Source organism: Trichocoleus sp. DQ-U1, assembly GCF_039961925.1.
GTDB lineage: Bacteria > Cyanobacteriota > Cyanobacteriia > Cyanobacteriales > FACHB-T130 > FACHB-T130.
Genome location: NZ_JAMPKB010000011.1, coordinates 57,027 through 78,005, shown reverse-complemented (window position 1 = coordinate 78,005; position 20,979 = coordinate 57,027). Strand labels below are relative to the sequence as shown.

8 protein-coding genes and 1 pseudogene are annotated in these 20,979 nt (G+C 47.8%); 5 read left to right on the top strand and 4 right to left on the bottom strand.

The genetic code is table 11. The features are described 5' to 3' along the window. Positions 1-55 precede the first annotated feature (55 nt). Positions 56-1,651: a BamA/TamA family outer membrane protein gene (locus tag NDI34_RS07075; protein ID WP_348232270.1), complete on the bottom strand. Its 1,596-nt coding sequence runs from the start codon at positions 1,649-1,651 to the stop codon at positions 56-58. Between the two features lie 149 nt (positions 1,652-1,800). On the opposite strand from NDI34_RS07075, the gene NDI34_RS07070 reads away from it, so the two are divergent. The 4 genes and pseudogenes from NDI34_RS07070 to NDI34_RS07055 all read left to right on the top strand — a co-directional run bounded on the left by NDI34_RS07070 (position 1,801) and on the right by NDI34_RS07055 (position 11,190). After that, on the top strand, positions 1,801-3,051 hold the full coding sequence (locus NDI34_RS07070) for a GNAT family N-acetyltransferase (protein ID WP_348232269.1): 1,251 nt from the start codon (positions 1,801-1,803) through the stop codon (positions 3,049-3,051). Between the two features lie 33 nt (positions 3,052-3,084). Further along, positions 3,085-3,924, top strand: a pseudogene (locus NDI34_RS07065) (2-isopropylmalate synthase). 431 nt (positions 3,925-4,355) lie between these two features. Further along, positions 4,356-10,820, top strand: a complete 6,465-nt coding sequence (locus tag NDI34_RS07060) for an AAA family ATPase (protein WP_348232268.1) — start codon at positions 4,356-4,358, stop codon at positions 10,818-10,820. Between the two features lie 79 nt (positions 10,821-10,899). After that, entirely contained in the window at positions 10,900-11,190 is a 291-nt protein-coding gene (locus NDI34_RS07055; RefSeq protein ID WP_348232267.1) for a DUF4242 domain-containing protein, read from the top strand. Here the strand turns inward: NDI34_RS07055 and NDI34_RS07050 are convergent, their stop codons facing one another. Beyond that, positions 11,191-18,675, bottom strand: a complete 7,485-nt coding sequence (locus NDI34_RS07050) for an AAA family ATPase (RefSeq protein WP_348232266.1) — start codon at positions 18,673-18,675, stop codon at positions 11,191-11,193. On the opposite strand from NDI34_RS07050, the gene NDI34_RS07045 reads away from it, so the two are divergent. Next, positions 18,674-18,907, top strand: coding sequence for a hypothetical protein (locus NDI34_RS07045; RefSeq protein ID WP_348232265.1), 234 nt, complete (start codon positions 18,674-18,676; stop codon positions 18,905-18,907). The genes NDI34_RS07050 and NDI34_RS07045 overlap by 2 nt on opposite strands. Positions 18,908-19,515: 608 nt before the next feature. Here NDI34_RS07045 and NDI34_RS07040 read toward each other — a convergent pair. Together NDI34_RS07040 and NDI34_RS07035 are read right to left on the bottom strand one after the other, a co-directional pair. Continuing rightward, positions 19,516-19,839 (bottom strand): FxLYD domain-containing protein, encoded by a 324-nt coding sequence (locus NDI34_RS07040; protein ID WP_348232264.1) that lies wholly within the window; start codon positions 19,837-19,839, stop codon positions 19,516-19,518. 567 nt (positions 19,840-20,406) lie between these two features. Beyond that, positions 20,407-20,928 (bottom strand): hypothetical protein, encoded by a 522-nt coding sequence (locus NDI34_RS07035; protein WP_348232263.1) that lies wholly within the window; start codon positions 20,926-20,928, stop codon positions 20,407-20,409. Between the last annotated feature and the right edge of the window lie 51 nt (positions 20,929-20,979).

The following is a 20,979-nucleotide window of genomic DNA, read 5'->3' as shown; positions in this document are numbered from 1 at the left end:
AGCGATCGCTCTTTTAGGGTGACTTAAACGCGATCGCCCAAATATCCCCTTTCCATCAAAAGCGCTGACCCGTGGTTACTTCAAGTCGGACTTCTCCCTGGTCGCTAATGCCTAAATCGCTGCGAATTAAACCAAACGGGGACTTGATCCGCAATCCTAACCCGTAACCAAAACCACTCCCCGGTTTGCCGCGCAGCAAACCCGGTTGCCCAAGCACCGTGTCACCAGACCCCAAATCTGAGCCGTAGTCAGCAAAGACAACCCCTCCCAGCCACTGCAAAATCGGGAAGCGATATTCTATTGAAGCCAAGGCATAACTGCGACCGCTAGCGACTTTACCAGATCCATAGCCGCGCACAGAATTGAATCCGCCAAGATTAAACGCTTCAGTCGGAGGAAATTCGCCAAGTATCGTCCCAGTTTGCAAATTTAAAGCCACCATTTCTGGATTTTCGGTTTCCCTACCCTTGCCAATCCAGCTGACTGGGACATATTGAATATAATTCGCTCGCACTCGGTTACTCAAAATACTGCCCAACCCAATCGGAATCGACTGTTCCGTGGTGAGGGTTAGCAGCGAACCCTGAGTCGGATTGGAACGGCGATCGCGCCGATCTCTCGCTACGCCGAACGACACCGTTACCAAGTCATCAATGCCAGTTTTACTGACGGATAGCGGAGTTCCCAATTCATCCACCCGTGCAATATTGAAATCAGCATCGCGGGTACTAATCCGGGTATAGTTCAAACCCAACGATCCATCCCAGCCATTAAAAGAACGCAACAGCGCCACTCCGCCGCCAAATCGTCCTTCCCGTGTACTATCGCCATTGGGCAACTCGATTTCATCAGTGAAGGTGCGGGAATAATCCCGATTGCGAAACGCTCTAACGCTATACCCCAAGCGGTCTGGCTCCCCAGCGCGATAAGGGCTGGTAAACTGGGTATTAAACTGGACATCCTTACCACTCACTTGAAGTTTGGCAGCTAAGCGATCGTTGACACCGTTGATATTGGCGTCTCGATAGCTTACCGAACCGTAAAGCCCGATGTCGCCGCTATTGCCACCCCCCAATGTGATAGAAGGAAAGCGATTCTCCTGGATGTCGTAGATAATGTTAACCCCGTCGGTGGCTTCCTCCACAACAACATTGACATCTTTAAAAGACTCTAATCGCCTCAATCGCTGCAAATCTTCCTGAAGCAAATCTTCACGAAATACCTCACCCGGCTTGAGTTTCAGTTCGCCAATAATAAAATCTTTTTTGGTGCGACTGGGTATCGGTCGATTCTGGTCATCGACTGACTCACCTTTGTTATTAACAAAGCGAATCTGCACATCTTTAACAATTCTGAAGGCAACCTCAGCAGCAGTTTGAACGCCCTCCCGGCTGGACGCTGGCGGTATCGTTTGTGGCAGATAATCACCATATTTGGCATCATATTCAACAACAGGAATGGGATTTGCTGTCTGAGCCAATCCTGGCGTTACCTGGGTTACGGCTGGAGTCGCAGCATCCTCAATGGGTGCCGATGTCGCCATATCGCCCGAAGTCGTCTGGGCAGCGGGTGGGGAGGATGCGATCGCTCCTTTTGGTTCCCAGATTCCCAGCGTTGCCACAATCAAAATTGCAAATGTTTTAAGACCCATAAAATTAGCTTAATCGGCTGGCTACCATTGTGCTTGGCTCATTGGCTTGTATCCTTGGCTAGGACTGGCTTTTGAGGCGGGCAACAGACGGATCTATTGCAGATATCAAGTGAAATGGTATCAGTAACAACCAAGTAAACGTCAAGGATATGAGTATTCAACAGGCATTTAACACAGCAGCAACTGAGTACGACAAGCTCCGACGCACCCTGATTCCCTGTTTTGATGACTTTTACCAAACAGCCATTCAGGTTATCCCATTTGACCGCACAGCAGCCCTAAACGTTCTCGATTTAGGTGCAGGGACGGGACTTTACTCAGGCATGGTTCAGGCAGTGTTTCCGAATGCTGAATTTACACTGCTGGATCTCGCGACTGAGATGTTAGAGCAAGCAAAGGCTCGATTCCAGCAGATGGGCAAATCTCCCAAAATCTTGATAGAAGACTACGTTAAGACAGATTTGAGCGATTCCTATGACCTGATTATCTCCGGCTTATCGATTCATCATCTGTCTGATTCAGAGAAGCAGCATCTTTATCAGCGGATTTACGATGCGCTCAAACCTGGAGGGATGTTTGTCAACGCCGATCAAGTTTTAGGCAGAACACCCCAACTGGAGCAATTTTATCAACAACAATGGCTGAATACCGTGCGCGATCGCGGGATCTCAGACGAGCATCTGCGAGCCGCTCAACATCGGATGACCTACGATCGTCTAGCATCTCTCGACGCTCAACTGCAATGGCTGGAAGCAGCCGGTTTTCAGAACGTGGACTGCTGGTATAAGCATTACAGCTTTGTCGTGTTTGGTGGATCTCGTTCTGCTCAGTCGGAGTCAGAGATACAACCACCCACAATTCAAACACAACGGTTAACGCTCCGTCCTTTCACCTTGGCAGATGCTCCTGATGTGCAACGCTTCGCCAGCGCTCGCGAAATTGCTGATACAACACTAATTCCTCATCCTTACGAAGATGGGATGGCTCAAGCGTGGATTAAGGCTCATTTGGCAGCATTTAAGGAAAACAAAGCAGTCTACTTTGCGATCGCGTTGCGGGAAACTGGAGAACTCTGTGGGACGGTTAATCTGATGATTGATGCCAAACAGAACAATGCGGAGATCGGTTACTGGATTGGCAAGCCCTACTGGGGACAAGGCTACTGTACTGAAGCAGCAAAAGCTCTACTGCAATATGGCTTCGAGGTACTTAAATTGCACCGCATTCATGGGGCGCACTTTTCGCGCAATCCAGGTTCGGGACGAGTCATGCAAAAACTTGGGATGCAGTATGAGGGATGTCGCCGTCAACATTTACGGAAAGGAGAAACCTTTGAAGATATCGAACAATACGGCATCTTGAAAAGTGATTGGCAGCAAATGATTGGTCAAAATTACTAACTGCTTACCTAAAAATGCAGAAAAAAACCGGCTATGCCACAACCATCTTTACCAAAAATTATCATCTTCGACACTACAATGCGGGATGGAGAACTTGCGCCCGGTATCAAAATGGATATTCCTCAAAAAGTCCAGCTTGCCAAGCTTCTAGAGGAGATGCGGGTTGATGTCATTGAAGTGGGATATCCAGGAGCTATCCAGAAAGATTTTGATGAAATTTTTCTTGTTTCCAAACAAATCAAACAGTCTACCATTTGTGGATTAGCAAATTCTAAACCGAATGAAGTGATGGACGTTGCTTTAGCAATTAAACCAGCAGCACGAGGCAGAATTCATATTTACACCCAAGTTAATTTGAAACATCAATCAACCTAGGCTGAAGAACAAACGTTAGAAGCGATACACGATTCTATTGGACTTGCCAGAAACTACTGCGCGGATGTGGAGTGGAGTGCTTTTGATGCTCCTCGAAGCCAACCGGATTTTCTTTGCAAAGCAATTGAAACAGCCATCAAAAACGGTGCCAGAACAATCAGTATCCCTGACAGCCTTGGTTTATCGTCGCCAATAGAATTCTCAGGGTTGCTGAATATGCTCTTTAATCGGGTGTCAAATATCGATCGGGCTACGATTTCTGTCCACTGTCATGATGATATGGGATTAGCAGTAGAGAACTCAATCGCAGCTCTCAGTTGGGGTGTCAGGCAAATTGAATGCTCGATTAATGGACTGGGAGCAAGGAAAGGGAATGCTGATTTGGGAGAAGTCGTAAATGCAATTATTAATCATCCAAATTATAGCGTTGGTATTGAGAAATCTTTAATAGATCGAGCCTCGGAGTTAGTTGCTAAAATCTCCGAATCTGTAAAGTGAAAATAAAGTTATTCGTTAATTATTTTAGTTTCAATATCTAAAAATATTTACCGATAAACATTCTATAGATAATCAGCGTAAGCTAACTATTTTAATGCAGAAAAAATAAACCTAGCTAAAATATAAGTTATTTTTTTAAGTATTATATTATGTATAAACAAAAAACTATCAGAAGAGGATATGGCAACAATAATGAATGAAGGGGGCGGGAAAATATTTTTATAAAAATAGCAACCCTTACTTACTGGAAAGTTGAGGTTTAAGGCAAGAATGCCCCAAACGGCTTTTTATCGGAATTTAATAATTTATTTCTAACAATACTGACAAAGAGCAGTTATAAGTTGATGAGTATTAACTGCGATCGCAAGCGGCTGTCAGTAAACTGCGAAAAGTTATAGACTGAGTACCAAATGGACGGGCAGAGTAAAAATATGATGCTGCCTACTTTAGAGATCGTATTGCTAGGTGGCTTTCGCCTAACTTATGACGAAAAGCCGGTGACAGACGTGAGCGGGGAGCGATCGCAATCGTTGCTGGCATATCTGGTGCTGCACAGGGGCACGCCTCAGCCTCGTCAGCGGCTGGCTTCCCTGTTTTGGGCTGACTCAACAGACGAGCAAGCCCGAACGAACCTAAGAAGAGAACTGCACCACTTACGGCGGGTTTTGCCGGACGCGGATCGATTCATTGAAGTAGATACAAAAACGCTACAGTGGCGCTCAGATGCACCTTTTACGTTAGATGTTGCAGAGTTCGAGCGGAAAGTGGCTCAAGCGGAGGAGGCAGAACAAGCGGCTGACCGGAAAACCGTCCGAACCTTGTTAGAACAGGCGGTAGCCCTCTATCAGGGGGATTTACTGCCTAACTGTTACGACGAATGGATTTTTCCAGAACAGGAACGACTGCGACAAATTTTTATCCAAGGATTGGAATGGTTGGTTCGCCTGTTAAAGGAGCAACGGGATATCCGGACGGCGATGCGCTATGCCCAGCAGTTGTTAGAAGTTGACTCGCTCAACGAAGCAACTTATGGTGACTTGATGCAACTGCACGCGCTTAATGGCGATCGCGCGAGTGCCTTACGAATCTACCACCGCTGCATGACGCTTTTACGGGAAGAGTTAGGAATCGATCCTAGCCCGATTACCCGCGACCTCTACGATCGCCTGCTGAATGAAGATTCTGAAGGGATAAGCAGTCGAGAAAAAAGCTTTGAATTACTCAATACAAATTCTGAATTAAATACACCCCCTCAAAACGACAGGCAACCTCGTTGCGATTGGGGCGAAATCATCGATGTAAGCCTATTTTACGGACGGACAGAAGAGCTAAACACGCTCAAGCAGTGCATTTTACAGTATCGCTGTCGGCTAGTTGTCTTATTAGGCATGGGTGGAATTGGAAAAACTGCCTTGTCCGCCAAACTATCGCAGGAAATCCAGGGAGAATTTGATTTTGTAATTTGGAGATCGCTACGAAATGCTCCCACCCTAGAAACTCTTTTGCACGACTCGATCTCTTTTCTGTCGGAACAACAAGAGACAGGCAGTGAGCTTGAACGACTGATATATTGGCTGCGAAATTCTCGCTGCCTAATCGTTCTAGACAATGCAGAAACCCTTTTTCAGGTCAGTTGTCCGGGGCAGTATCGTCCGGGATATGAAGGCTACGGGGAACTGCTGCGAGCGATCGCAGAAACCGCTCATCAAAGTTGCCTGGTGCTGACCAGTCGGGAGAAGCCTGCTGAGGTGGGCATCTTAGAAGGTGTAGTTGATGGGAATTCAGCTTTACCTGTGCGAACCTTGCAACTGAGCGGATCGCCAGAGGCAGCGCAAGCACTCATTCAAGCAAAAGGATTAATCGGTTCTGAGGCACAGCAACAGCATTTGTGTCAGTTCTACGGCTGTAATCCTTTGGCATTGAAGATTGTTGCCACTTCCATTCAAGATGTTTTTGATGGCAAGATCCAAGATTTTCTCGCTCAAAATACCACGATTTTTAATGGGATTCACAGACTGCTAGACCAGCAGTGTCAGCGTTGCTCTCCCTTAGAAAAAACAATTATGTTTTGGCTTGCCATTAATCGAGAATGGACAAACTTCTCGGAATTGGCAGAGGATATCGTTCCCACCGTTTCTCGTGCAGACCTACTAGAAGCATTGGGTTCTCTCAGTTGGCGATCGCTGATCGAAAAGCAGTCAGGCAGCTATACCCAGCAACCTGTGGTGATGGAGTACATCACTGAGCGATTGATTGCCCAAGTCTGTGAAGAAATTCAACATTTAGAAGTCGGAAATGGGGAATTGCTAGCCGAAAACCAGACACCCCTAATTTCCATCCTGCACAGCCACGCCTTGCTCAAGCCTCAGGGCAAAGATTACATCAGAGAGATTCAGCGCCAACAAATTGTTAAACCCGTTTTAAACACTTTAATTACCCGATTGTATGGGCAGTACAACGTTGAGCGGCAGCTGACTCAACTGCTTTCAAAACTGCGAAATGAATGGTCACGACAACCCGGATATGCAGGTGGCAATATCCTCAATCTGCTCGTTCAATTGCAAAAAGACTTAACAGGTTATGACTTCTCCCATCTCACCCTCTGGCAGGCTGATTTACGAGAAGTGAATTTACATCAGGTGAATCTTGCTGATGCCGACCTCTCTAAAACAGTGTTTACAGAACCCTTGAGCTTTGCCCTTGCCGTTGCTTTTAGTCCAGACGGAGAACTTCTGGCGACTGGGGATACTAACCGCGAGGTGCGGGTGTGGAGAGTAGCAGATGGGAAAAATTTACTGACCTGCCAAGGACATACCAATTGGGTTTGGTCGGTCGCTTTTAGTCCTCAAGGGAATATCCTGGCGAGTGGTAGCGATGATAAGACTATTAAATTGTGGGATCTCAAGACAGGACAATGTCTCCAGACTTTGCAAGAACACGCCCATCAGGTCTGGTCGGTCGCCTTTAGTCCGGATGGTCAAACCTTAGCCAGTGGGAGTGAGGATCGAACGGTCAAGTTGTGGGATGTCCAGTCAGGACAGTGCTGCCAAACGCTTCAGGGTCACGAAAATTGGGTGCGATCGGTAGCATTCAGCCCTGACGGAAAAACCCTGGCAACTGGCAGCGACGATCGCACGATTAAACTGTGGGATCTCAAAACCAGTCAATGCTGCCAAACCCTGCAAGGACACGCCGAGCGAGTTTGGTCGGTCGTCTTTATCCCGGATGGTCAAACCTTAGCCAGCAGTAGTAGCGATCGCACCATTAAACTTTGGAATTTTAAGACGGGTGAATGCAGCCGAACTCTCAAAGGGCATGGAAACTGGGTGCGATCGCTTTCTTTCAGTCCGGATGGTCAAACGGTAGCCAGTGGCAGCGAAGACCGCAGTGTGAAGCTGTGGCGAGTTCGGACTGGGGAATGCTACCAAACATTATGGGGGCACCAAAATTGGGTGCGGTCGGTGGCGTTCAGCCCGAATGGAGAAATCCTCGCAAGCGGTAGCGGCGATCATACCGTTAAGTTGTGGCACGCCCCTACAGGTAAATGTCGCAGAACGCTACAGGGTTATGCGAACCGAGTGCGATCGCTGGCGTTGAGTCCAGATGGTCGCATCTTAGCCAGCGGGAACGACGATCGCACCGTTAAATTGTGGGATCTCCGCACGGGGAAATGCGTTCAAACTTTGCAAGGTCACACTAGCTCAGTCTCGGCGGTTGCCTTTAGCCCAGACGGTCGCACTCTCGCCAGTGGGAGTGGCGACCAAATGGTGAAGCTTTGGGATATTGAAACGGGACAATGCCAACGCACGTTGCAAGAGCATACTTGCGGGATTTGGTCAGTTGCCTTCAGCCCCGATGGTCGAACCCTTGCCAGTGGTAGTGATGACCAGACGGTGAAGCTTTGGAATATTGACACAGGGCTTTGCCAACGTACCTTGCAGGGACACGCCAGTTGGGTTTGCGCGATCGCTTTTAGCCCGGATGGTTATACTCTGGCAAGTGGAAGTTACGACCAGACGGTAAAGCTTTGGGATGTACAAACAGGGCAATGCGGTCAGACATTCCAAGGACATACCAATTGGGTTTGGTCAGTCGCGTTCAGCCCCAATGGACAAACCTTAGCGAGTGGGAGTGGCGACCACAGTATTAAGTTATGGAACGTGCGGACAGGAGAGTGCCGACGCACCTTGGCAGGACATACCAGCCGAGTGTGGTCAGTTGCCTTTAGTCCAGATGGTCAAATCCTTGCTAGTGCCAGTAGCGACCAGACAGTAAAGCTTTGGGATGTCCAAAACGGTTCTTGTCTTCATACCTTGCAGGGACACACCAATTTAGTCTGGTCAGTTATCTTCAGCCAGGATAGCCGCAGGGTCGCGAGTGGCAGCCAGGATGAAACGATTAAGCTTTGGGATGTGCAGACGGGTGAGTGTGTAAAAACCTTAAGGGCGGATCGACCTTATGAGGGAATGAACATCACCGGAGTGACCGGATTAACAGAAGCCCAAAAGGCTGCTTTGAAGGCGCTGGGAGCAGTGGAAAAGGGGAGCCAAGGAGAGAATCAGCCCCGATTCTTGGCTCCCCTAATCGGGCGAGAGCGGGAATGGGCGACAATCTGTAATTGGATGGCATCCGATACCCGGATGGTCGTTTCAGAAATCCTTTTACTGGTTGGCGAATCGGGAATTGGGAAGACGCGCCTGCTGGAAGAACTTGCTTCCGTTGTCACGAGCAACGGTCGCGTACTCTGGGGACGCGGGTTTGAGGCGGAAATGCTGCGACCTTATGGAGTTTGGATTGATGCACTGCGGGCGATCGCTCGTGATTCAGGATCGCAATTGCCAGCAGAACTGAGTTCCCTATTTCCAGAAATGGAGGGAAGAAGAGATCCGGGCGATCGCTCTCAGCTATTCGATGCAGTAGTCAACCTACTGTCCCAACTTTCGAGTAATGGCAAACGAACCGTCATTATCCTAGATGATATTCAGTGGCTGGACGAGGCATCTACGGCACTCCTGCATTATGCAATCCGCCTGCTGGGTCATTCCTCCGTTTGGTTTGCCCTCTCTGCTCGTCAACGCGAGTTATCAGATAATGTGCCTGTGTGTAAGCTGGTGCAAGCGCTGCGGCGGGAGGAGCGGGTGCAAACCATCTCACTGCCACTATTGAATCAAGCGCAAGTGGTTCAGCTGACTCGCTCGATTAATACCGATGTGGATGGAAACCGCGTCTTTGTAGATAGTGGCGGGAATCCCCTATTCGCTCTAGAAGTGGCTCGTGCCCTAGCCCAGCATGACACGGCTTACTCCGACAATCTGGAAGCCTTGATTCAAGACCGATTGCGGCAACTCGACGAACCGGCGCGAGAACTTTTACCTTGGGCAGCTGCATTGGGACGAAGTTTCAATCCGACAATCGTGGCACGGGTTGCCGACTATCCGCTCTCTAAATTACTTTTAGCCGTGGAAGAACTGGAGCGGCAGGGGATTATCCGTCCAGGAGCTTTATTAAATAACGAAACTGGCTATGACTTTGCTCATGATGTTGTGCGGAAAGTCGCTTATCACCAGTTGTCAGAACCCCGCCGTAAATTAGTGCATTTGCAGATTGCCCAGGCTTTGAATCGTCTCTCGGTTCCTGACAACGCCCTAGCCAGCGATGTCGCGCATCATGCATCATTGGGCGGTCATGATTCCTTAGCCGCCTCAGCTTTCCAGGCAGCTGCCGAACGTTGCTTGCGCCAGTTCGCCTACTCAGAAGCATCGGAACTGGCTCAACGGGGAATTCAGCATTGCCGGAACCTTGAAAAGACTTTACGGGTTCGACTTCACATCGGGCTGCTAAAAGTCTACGTTCTGGCAGGAGTTACCAGAAATCAAATCCCCCAACTCGAAAATAACCTGCATCAACTGATTACCGAAGCCAGCGCCCTTGGTTTGAAGGATGAAGAAGCGATCGCTCTAGAAGCCTTAATCGTGCTGAACTACGATCGCGGAAATCTCATGGGCGTCCGCGAACACTCGCTCCAAGCCGTGGAACGAGGACGATTGGCAAGTCCGGCAACTACCGCCCGGATGCTGGCTCACAGTGGTTGGTGCCTCGCCGAAACCGAACGCGAGATGCCCCGTGCTGAGGCGCTGTTGCTAGAAGCACAGCCGCTTGCAGCGAGAGTGGGGCTAGAAATTATCGATATTCCCTGTGGTCTGGGATGCGTGCGCCGTCATGCAGCGGATTTCCCGGCGGCGCGTTCTCTTTTGGAACAAGCATGGCGAATGGCGCAAGCGGAACAGGATCGCTGGCGAGAGTGTGCTTGTTTGACTTATCTGGCGATGACCGAGTTGGAAGCGGGCAATCCGACAGAGGCGATCGCTTACTCCGAGGAACTGGCAGCAGTTGCCACAAAAATTAGTGGTGAAGGCAGCGAAGGCCCATTCGCCGTTGCCCTGAGTTCGCTCGCCCGTTATGTTATCGGAGAAATGGGCGCTGAAGAAGCACTTGAGCCAGCATTATCCACCCTGCGTCGGATCGATGCGAACCGAATGCTAGCTTATATCCTGAGCTTTGCAGCGGCAAGGGATTTGGAAAGGGGTCGCGTTGAATTAGCGATCTCCCGCGCTCAAGAAGCACTTCATGCCGCGCAAATTGTAGATCATCCCAGTGAAATTGCCCTAGCTTGGGCTGCACTCATTCGGGGAAAGTTAGCTTTAGGCGAACATAAGCGTGCAGCAGAGCTATTTCAAAGCTTACAGCACCAAATTGACCCTCGCGTCTTGAGCGTTCGTGCCCAAACTGCCATCAATCGCTTACCGCAGGAGCTGAGGACTAACGCAGAGATCCCCCTTGCGTCCCCCTTAAAAAAGGAGACTTTTCCAGTTCCTCCCAATTTATCGGGGGGTTAGGGGAATCTAGGCTTCAAGTTTTCAGTGCGTAAGTCCTGTATTTAAAAACCTAAATTGCTCAATCAATCAGGAGGAAAATATGGTTCGTGTCCTTGTAGAAAAGATATTTGAGCCACCGATCACCGAACAGAAGTGGAACCACGATCTTGAAATCGGAATACCTTGTCACCGGGCACACAATGTTCATTGGATTCGCTCAATGATGGCACGCGATCGCGCTAAAGTAATTTGCGAATTTGAGGCACCTGATGCTGAGACTGTGCGGAAGTCCTTTCGGAAAGCTGGCTTACCCTTCGCCCGGATCTGGACAGTTGATATTTTGGAACCATCTGTTGGATCAAATGTATCAAACCTGTCTAATTGCTCTTAATCAAAAAACCTTTGTAGTCTCACTGTCAGGTTGAAGAAACAGTAATGATGCGATCGCCTTCACCAATGCCTCTGGTTCCACAGGCTTAGAAATGTGCTGTTGAAATCCTGCGGCGATCGCTTGTTGGTAATCCATCTCGGCAGCATAGGCAGTCAGAGCGATCGCTGGAATGTTTCCTCCTTGATCTGGTTTCAGACTCCTCACCTGTCGCATCAACATATAGCCATTTATTTCTGGCATTCCAATATCGCTGATGATGACATTTGGCTGGGATTGGCTTAGTGTTGTCAGCGCTGCAACGGCTGAGGCTACGGAGGTCACAGTTGCACCATATTGCTCCAACAGGAAGCACAAAAACTCTCGCATATCTGCATCATCATCCACCACGAGAATTTGTAAGCCAGACAAAGGTAAGGAGTCAAAAGTCAGAACTGAGAAGTTGTCTTTTTCATCCGACTGCCTTTCTCTATCATTCTGCAAACAGGGAAGCTTAATTAGGAAAGTTGCACCTTGTCCTTCACCCGGACTTGATACACTTACAGTGCCGCCGTGAAGTTCTACGAGATGGCGGACGATTGCCAGCCCTAGACCCAATCCCCCAAAGGTTCGGGTGGTGGTACCATCTTCCTGACGGAAATAATCAAAGACATAGGGTAAGAACTCAGGTGCAATCCCCTTGCCTGTGTCAGTTACGCGGATTTGAGCCTGCGCTTCGACCTGCTCTAATGCGATCGCGACCTGTCCCCCAGCCGGAGTAAACTTAACCGCATTGGCAAGGAGATTCCAAACGACTTGCTGCAATCGATTGGCATCGCCGGAAACCTGCCCGACGCCCGGTTCGAGGATGGTCTGAATCTGGATAGATTTGGCTTCGGCTGCTAAACGCACCGTCTCGATTGCGGCTTCAATCGTCGATACCAAGTCAACCGGGTAGACGTTGAGGCTCAGCTTCCCTTGCAGGATGCGGGAGACATCGAGCAAATCTTCAATTAATTGGGTTTGTAACTTAGCGTTGCGCTCAATAGTTTCTAAGGCGCGATCGCTGGTTGCCGGATCGAACTTGCGGCTCCGCAGGAGTTTTGCCCAACCCAGAATCGGGTTAAGCGGCGTTCTCAGTTCGTGAGAGAGAACGGCTAAAAATTCATCTTTGATCCGGTTTGCCGCTTCCGCCGCACTTCGCGCGGTTCGTTCTGCTTCGTAGAGATGGGAACGAGCGATCGCTTGGGCGCATTGTTGGGCAAGTGCCAAGATAAAAGCTTGGTCATCCTCGTTAAGTTCTTGCGGCTCAGTAAAGCCCAGAGACAGCCCTCCCACTGCCCGACCCTCTACCATCAGCGGAATCGAAACCCAAGTCCCAAAGTTAAGTTGAGTATAGGCTTCAGCCAAATGAGGGTAACGGGCTGCTCGTTTTTGTGACGTTTCACCCCAAACAGGTTGCCCAGTCCGTACCGCCTCTGCCAGAGGGGCTGCTGCGTCGATGGAAAAACGTTGCCAGCCATTGATTTGATTCACTTCATAGCCAACCGCTTGCACAATTTCTAGTTCCGTACCCCTTTCATTGAGCAATGCCACCAGAGCATAGTTAGCACCCAAAGCCGCCATGCCCCGATCGACGATCACTTCAGACACTTGGGCGGGTGTGAGCGATTCTGAAAGGGCAGCGGTGATGGACTGAAGGCCGGCAATTCGCTCTGCTGCTCGCTCCGCCGTTTGTTGCGCCTGCTGCGCTTCCCGATAGAGGCGGGCATTGTCGATGGCGATCGCTGCCCGATGAGCAATATCTTCCGCCAATAAGATATCGGCGGTGCTAAAACGACGAACGGATTCAGCGGTGATAAATGTAATGGCACCGAGAATCCGTCCCCGTGCTATCAACGGCGAGATAATACCGGACTTTAAACCCAGTTCGCGCAGAATTCGCAGATACTCTGCATCTTTGACCGCTTCTGCCAAGGCTGCATCGGAAATTTCAGCCACCATTTCTGTTTGTCCGGTACGCAACACCTTTGGCACACCTGTCGGTGCATCCAACGGTCTGGGATAACGCTGGTGGAGTTCCCAGCCGAGTTTCACTTTCTCCGGATCTCGGTGGGCAACGGCGACTCGATGAATCGATTGGTTGTCTTGCAGAAGGTCTACGCCGCACCAGTCGGCGAAGTAGGGCACAACCAAGCTTGCCACGCTGGCAAGCGTGCTTTCATAATCGAGGGAAGAGGCGAGGGTGGCACTGACTTGAGCTAAAAACGCGGCTCGCTGCCGGTCGGCTTCTGCTTCCTGGCGGGCGGTTTGCTCTTCATACAATTGGGCACGTTCCGCTTCAGCCTGTTTGCGATCGCTAATATCTTTGTTGATGCCCACAAAAAAGAGCGGCTTGCCAGCCTTGTCGTAAACAAGCTTTGATGTTGTTTCAATCAACACTTTCGACCCATCTTTTCTCACACAGGGAACTTCACCACAAAATCCTCCTGTTTCCTGAATCGACTGGATGATTTGGGCGGTCATCGTTGCTGCAATGTCAGGGTGATGTAAGAAATTCAGGGGTTTAGCGATCGCTTCGGACGCCGTATAGCCGAAAATCTGCTCCGCGTTGCCCAGCCAGCGTTGAATATTTCCCTCCAGATCGGTTAACACAACAGCATCGGGCATTTGCTCCAAAGCAGCCTTAGAAATCAGCAGAGATTCTTCAGCTTGTTTGCGCTCCGTGATGTCAATTACAACACCACTCATGCGAGTCGCTGTGCCCGCTTCGTTGAAAAAGGCTCTTCCCCGGCAAGCAGCGTAGCGAATGCTGCCGTCATCCCGGATAATTCGATATTCCAGATCGTGTTCCACGCCTTCGTGAATCGCTCGGCTCAAAGATTGGGCGAGCGATTCCCGATCCTCTGGGTGCAGGCGAGCCAACACGGCTTCTGAGGTGGCAACAAACGTTGCAGGAGTGACTCCAAATAGTTGATAAACCTGCTCATCCCAGTCAAACCGATCGTTGAGAATGTCCCAACTCCAAACACCGATTTGGGCGGATTTCAACGCTAGGTTAAGTTGTTCTTGACTTTGTGCTAACCCTTGATAGAGACGAGCATTCTCCAGGGAAATGGCAATTTGAGCTGCTAAAATTTCCAGCACGGAAAGCTTGTCGTGTGTAAAAGCGCCTGGGATAAAGTTGTTTTCTAAATATAAAATTCCCAGCAAGTTTGACTGACGGGCAAGCGGTAAGCAAAGTACAGACTTCGGTTGCTTTTGAATCACATACTCGTCTTCCGAAAATAGATTCTGCTCTGTGGCATCGGGCAAAATCACAGTTGATTGAGTTCGCTGCACATAATTCAGCACTGACTGAGGCAATGCAATTTCACCCGCCAATTCAGGTCGAAAAACATTAAATTTTTCTGCTTGGGAATTTATTTTCGCTTCGACTTCTATCACTAGATTCTGCTCGTGAAAAAGCAGCAAATAACCCAGTTCGGCTCCTGCTTGCTCAAGCGCAATCTGCATCAATGTCTTCAAAAGTCGAGAGAAGACAATTTCGCTAGAAATAGTTTGAGACGCCTTAACAACCGATAGAAAGTCAAGTTGCTCCCCCGTGCTTAAAAACGTTTCGTTGGAGGCAGGGGGCTGTTGCGGCAACGGTTGCGGCAATAAGGTCGGATAGAGCTGCTCAAGCTGCTTGACCTTGCCGAGCGCCTCCCAGCGCCGATAGGCATTCCTGGCTTCTTGCAGATAGGTTTTAGCGATCGCTTCAAACTCCCGATCTAAGTAAAACTTAGCTGCTAACTCATACGCCAAGGCTTCATAATGCACAAATTTCTGCTCGCGGGCACAGCGAATTGATTGCTCATACAGGCGCATTGCTTCCATGTCCCGACCCTCAATTCGAGCTATCTCCGCCCCCACTAATTGAGACTTATGTAAGAAGTTAGCAGGGCAGTGGCTCGCCCAATCCTGTAATTGTCGCTGATGGATTTCTAAGGTTTCTAAAAACCCTTCCTGCTCTTCACAAGATGCAGTTGGATAAAGAGCCGCCAAGGTCAGCGAGTGATACAGAACATAATCGGTTTCGATTGGTAATGCCAGGGTTGTAACTGGAAACACGGACACTTGTAAGGCAGAATTCAGCGCCTCCTCATACTGTTCGTAGGTGAAAAACACAATTAATTTGATGATGTGATAAAAGATAATTCCACTGACGAAGCCTGCATCCGTAAGGATGGAAAAGGCGTGCGATTCATCTAAACTATCATCACTTAGGGTCAGCTTGTGGTAGGTAAATCCGCGTAAATTTATGAGAAACTGCTGCTGCAATCTAATCGTCTGATAGGCCGCCTCATGCTTAGATTGCTGGGCAAAGTTAACGTACTTTTGAATTAAATTGTACGTTTCGGGAAGTGGACTTCCTACCTGAATAATCTGCCAAGAGCCTTGATAGCCGTTGTAGTTAGCCATCGTCACATCGCCTGCTTCCACACAGCCGATAAATCCTCGCTCTAAAAATGGAATATCGGTAGCAATATGGTTCCGCCAAACGTTGATATGACTGCCATGAATGTGTAGAACTGTTCCTCTGAGTTTCGGGTCATTCAACTTCTCATTTAGTTGAATCGTCATCTCGGAAAATGCGTAGCCTGTCGGAATATCACGGAATATAGAAACCAACAACATCGCATACATACTATAAGCAAAACAGGAGTCTTCCGTATTGCCATACGTCAGCGAATAATTGACTGCTTTGAGTACAACTAGAGGAAAAATACTTGGTCTGCCGAGATAAGCAGGCGGCCCTACAGTTGTCAGCAGACCGATGAGTGTCTTAAGATTTGGATCTTGGAGCGTTGGGGCGTTGAGTAGATCGGAGACTTGTCTGTCACCTAAATTTGCCAATACCTGGCTTTTTTCGATAGCGATCGCAACCTGCACTTGCTCCTCTGAATCCGGGAAAGTCACCCCAAAAATTTTTAAAGCTTCTAATCCGAGTGCTAGTGCCTCCTCATACCTACCTGCAACTTGATAAAGTCTGAGCTGAAGTATATAAATATTCGCTTTGTCTATATAAGATTTGGCTTTGATAAATAGAAGCTTAAATAGAGCTTCCGCCTCCTCTAAATTACCCGTTAAAAATTCGCATTCAGCTCGTTCTTTAACTATAGTAAATGTTTGTTCATAATGGTCAAGCCAAGAATCTTCATTTAAAAGATTTGCAGCGACAGCAAGCATTCTTTTCGCAGGTGTGTACGCAGTGGAGGCTTTTGCCTTCTTAGCAGCAATTAGATTTAGGCGAATTAATTCGTCTTTTTCTGTCCGCTCAGTAATCAAACCAACAGCTAGATTAAGTTGATTCACTAAATCAAAAATCTGTTCTTCCAGTTGAGCAGAATTGAAACTTTTAAGTAAAAGTCGCCCAATCGTAAGGTGAACTGCTTGCTTTTGTTCATCATCAATCAAGGCATAGGCAGCTTGTTGAATGCGATCGTGGTAAAAGCGATAGCTTTTCTCAATGCTTTCAGTTGCCTCTGTTGGGATGATGAATCCTCTCAGAACCGCTTCCAAAAGTGTGTTGGCTGTTTGCTGAGGAGATATTTCACCGACGATTGCTAAAACTTCTAAATCAAAACGATTCCCGATACAGGAAGCTAACTTGAGCAACTGTTGAGTTTCGGGCGGCAGTTTTTGCATCCGCCCAATCATCAGATTGACAATATTATCCGTAATGCCTTGGGCTTCAATCTGGGCTTGATCCCATTGCCAGACGCGATGGTTGCGATCGAACGTCAGCAGATTTTCTTGGTACAGCGTTTTGAGAAACTCGTTGACAAAAAAAGGATTGCCATCAGTTTTCTGAATGATTAATTTTGCAAGAGATTCTGACCGTCCCGGCTCACAATGTAGGGTTTCAGCAATGAGCTGATTCACATAAGTAAGGTTGAGAGGAGTGAGAACAATTTCGGTTATTTTTGCCCCACCTTGACGAATCTGCTCCATCATCAAACTGAAGGGATGGAGGAGATCGACCTCGTTATCTCGAAAAGCCAGAATAAAGCAAAGATGCTGGAGACTTGATCTCGTGACGATGGTTTGAATCAAATTCAAAGTGGCGCTATCTGCCCACTGCATATCATCCAAAAAGACAGCCAGTGGATGCTCTTTTTGAGCAAAGATACTGATAAAGTTTTGAAACACCAGATTGAATCGATTTTGGGATTCAGCGGGTCCCAAGTCTGGTACAGGAGGTTGTTCGCCGACGATGAGTTCAACTTCTGGAATCACATCGGTAATCAGTCTGCCATTATTCCCGAATGCGGCTTGGATTCGCTTTCTCCAAGTGGCAAGTTTATCTTCAGGTTCCGTCAAAATTTGCCGAACGAGCGTCTGAAAAGCTTGAACAAGGGTGGAATAAGGAATATCTCGTTTGTACTGATCGAACTTACCAGAGATAAAAATCCCACGTTCTCTTACGATGGGTTTTTGGATCTCGTTCACGAGAGAAGATTTACCAATCCCAGCATATCCAGCGACGAATATAAGTTCTGGCGTACCTTGGCTAACAACTCGCTCAAATGCTTGTAAAAGCTGTGTAATTTCTCGCTCTCGCCCATACAATTTTTGGGGAATTTGAAACCGCTCTGAGATATCTTGTTCGCCTAAAGGGAAAGATTGAATTTGTCCAATTGTCTCCAACTGTTTTAGGCATCGTTCCAGATCGAACTGCAAACCCAAAGCACTCTGGTAGCGATCTTCTGCAACCTTTGAGAGCAGTTTCATGATGATGTCAGATAGCGATCGCCCAATCTCCGGTCTTACCTTTGTGAGTGGTGGCGGCGATTGGGCAATATGACAATGCACCCACTCTAAAGGGTCTTTGCCCTGAAACGGTAGCTGACGGGTCAGCATTTCATAGAAGGTGACTCCCAAGGAATATAAATCGCTGCGATGGTCAATCCCGCGATTCATTCGCCCAGTTTGCTCTGGCGACAGATAAGCCAAACTGCCTGCAATCTGGCTGGAACTGCTGACCATTTGCTGTTCGTAGGGGATAAAAGCAGCAATCCCGAAGTCAGCGATTTTGACCTGATGCGTTTCCAGATTAATGAGAATGTTCTGCGGCTTAATATTTTTATGGACAATGCTATGGTTATGAATTTGGGCGATCGCATTGCTGATTTGAATGGCAATTTTTAAAAACGGAATCGGCTCCCGAAAGTCTTCTAAAAGCCGATCGAGCGATCGCCCGCCAAAATCCTCCAAAATCAGATAAGGAATGCCCCGATGCACCTCTAAGGCGTAGGTTTTAACTGCTCCGGGGGTGTTCAACCGTTGGGCGATCGCATACTCATGTCTGAGTTGCTCAATATTGTTGGGCGTACAGCACTCTGGACGTAGCCCTTTAATAATCACCGGACGCCGATCTTCGACTCTGATTCCACGGTATAGGACGGCTTTTATCCCTTCTTTGAGCAAAGTGACAATCGTAAATCCGGGTAACTTCAAGGTCATGTCAACAGATCCTATAGCCGTGCTTCGTCAGAATAGTCAGAGGCCAATGGTGCTTCAGACTTATCTGCTAGATTTAACTAGAGTAGCAATCGCTTCAACCAGTTTTTCCGATTCTCCAGGCTTGGCAATATGCAGATGGAATCCTGCTGCGATCGCGTACAGCCCTTTGGGCATGAAAACAGCGAAGCGAGGCGTTAGCCTAGCGCCGACCTATCGGTTAGCTCATCTGTAATTACCCCAAGATGGCATAAAAAATTGAAAAATTCGATGCTTGAAAGCTGACAAACTACTGACCATTCTCCTGTAAGTATTTAGTCATCATTTCGGCTCTCTTGACAAGACCAGCCTCCTGACGCTATCTGCGACAAGCTTAAGTACTGACTACGAGAGATTTTCCTAGTTCTGAGCTACAGAATGCACAATAACAGTCATCCCCATTTAGACAACCACTAGGAGATAACGATAAGACCCTCCATTCCGTAGGTTTACCCTACCTCCTAGAGAGTCTTCTGATATTGGTGGTGCTTATGCGATCGCTTAACTCTTTGATGGCTTAGGGAAGAAAGTGCAACTGGACTGCCCTCTTAGTAACAGTTGCACCACAGCAACAACGGAATCAGTAGAAGTAAAGTCTTGGATTCAGAGAATACCCGAAAAAGCGATCGCTGATATCTGCGTCCAGACCATTTAGTTTTACTATCCCTTGCTTATTGACTACTTTTAGAGCCAACCTATCAGAAATTTTCTGATTTCTGAGTTTTGCCTGCATTGTTGTTTTCAACCCAATCAATCGCTGAGGCTAAATAACTGCGTGGTTTCATTTGCCCACCACCATTCTTGTTACTCTTTCCAATTAACAGATGTCGCTCTCAATTTGCCATCACCGATAATCGTGTGAACTTTGAAAGAGCCGCTTTGTCCTGGATTTAGCGTGGAGGGTTCTGCATTGACAGAACTACTTTTAATCACCTTGCCATCTAATCCAACAACGTTATAGGTGACTTCAATCGAATGAACTGTTTTTTGGGTTTCGTTGATGATGCGACCCGTCAGAATATCCCCATCAGATGTTTGGTCTGCGATGATGACTTGAGGTTTCTCACCGCATAGTTGGGTGAGGTCTAAAGTTCTGCCATCCGATGTCTGCATATAGCAAAAGGGCATATCAATCTCAGAAGCTGACGCCCTCACAGCTTGAAAAATTGGAATCCATGAATTGCTTGAGGGGTGATAGTTGCCGAACAAAATTGAAGCAATCCAAAGGAAGGTTGTTAGATAAATTGGTTTTTGCATGGTGATAATAGCTGGCAATAAGTAATGAAAATTTATTAGCCTGAAAAGGCTGAAATAACCAACCAAATTTCAACTCGTTTCAAATTCAAGAGATTTAAGCTATGAACACGAATTTAATTTAAGGCAGTATTTAAGGCAAAGTTCTAACTTTTTAGTTTGAGTATTGGGCATTTTTTACAAATACCAAGTATTGGATCGTCCGGCGTTTAAACCGTAGCCATAAAGAGGGAATAAAAAGTAATCTCTAGGCTAGAGTAGCTGAGAAAATTCCAATACCTTAATCAACCAGTTTGCTAGCCATACCATTTAGATTGTGTGGCGATACATTAAGGATCTCCCCAGCCCCTCAATAAATTGGGGGGCTAAGAAGTCTATATGTTGCAAGCAAAAAACAGAATGGTATTAGAGCATTGGAAATCGACTCGCAAATGTACCCAGTTACTCAGCAATGGAGTAACTTGCAACTCCCGTACCTGGTGGTAGTGAGCAAACAACCTCATAAGCTCCGTTAGCAGTTTGAGCTACAGGTCCCGTGAAGTTGAACACATGCTTCTTCGGAGTACCTGTAGCACCACCGCTAAGTGCGATTGTTAATTTCTGGAATTGAAAACTTAGAGAGTTCGGCTGGTTAGCCCGCAGCTCGCACTGTAGGGTTGTAGACTGAGCGTTTCTGCTGAATACATGCACAAAAGCAAGAGGCCCTGCGCTGCCATTTTCAGTCCCTGATGTAATGTCCCGAACAACAGGACAATGTAGGTTAATGGATGTGGTACCTTGAACTGAAAACTGTCCAGCTGCACGACTAAATTGCTGATTAGAAGCGGAAGTCTCAGGCTGACACATACTTCCAGCGTAGACTTTATTATCTCCAGCTAATGCTGCGGTGGGAATGGCAGCAGTGGATATTAAAGTGGCAGAAAATGCGATCGCTACTTTTACACGTTTTATGTTGGACATCATAGAAGTTGCTCCTTGGTATTTGCGTTGTTAATTAGTGAATTGCTTCACCTA

Bases quoted from the DNA above. Each gene is read 5' to 3' on its own strand.
- NDI34_RS07050 (WP_348232266.1), bottom strand. From the start codon at position 18,675: ATGACCTTGAAGTTACCCGGATTTACGATTGTCACTTTGCTCAAAGAA.
- NDI34_RS07055 (WP_348232267.1), top strand. From the start codon at position 10,900: ATGGTTCGTGTCCTTGTAGAAAAGATATTTGAGCCACCGATCACCGAA.
- NDI34_RS07045 (WP_348232265.1), top strand. From the start codon at position 18,674: ATGTCAACAGATCCTATAGCCGTGCTTCGTCAGAATAGTCAGAGGCCA.
- NDI34_RS07070 (WP_348232269.1), top strand. From the start codon at position 1,801: ATGAGTATTCAACAGGCATTTAACACAGCAGCAACTGAGTACGACAAG.
- NDI34_RS07060 (WP_348232268.1), top strand. From the start codon at position 4,356: ATGATGCTGCCTACTTTAGAGATCGTATTGCTAGGTGGCTTTCGCCTA.
- NDI34_RS07035 (WP_348232263.1), bottom strand. From the start codon at position 20,928: ATGATGTCCAACATAAAACGTGTAAAAGTAGCGATCGCATTTTCTGCC.
- NDI34_RS07040 (WP_348232264.1), bottom strand. From the start codon at position 19,839: ATGCCCTTTTGCTATATGCAGACATCGGATGGCAGAACTTTAGACCTC.
- NDI34_RS07075 (WP_348232270.1), bottom strand. From the start codon at position 1,651: ATGGGTCTTAAAACATTTGCAATTTTGATTGTGGCAACGCTGGGAATC.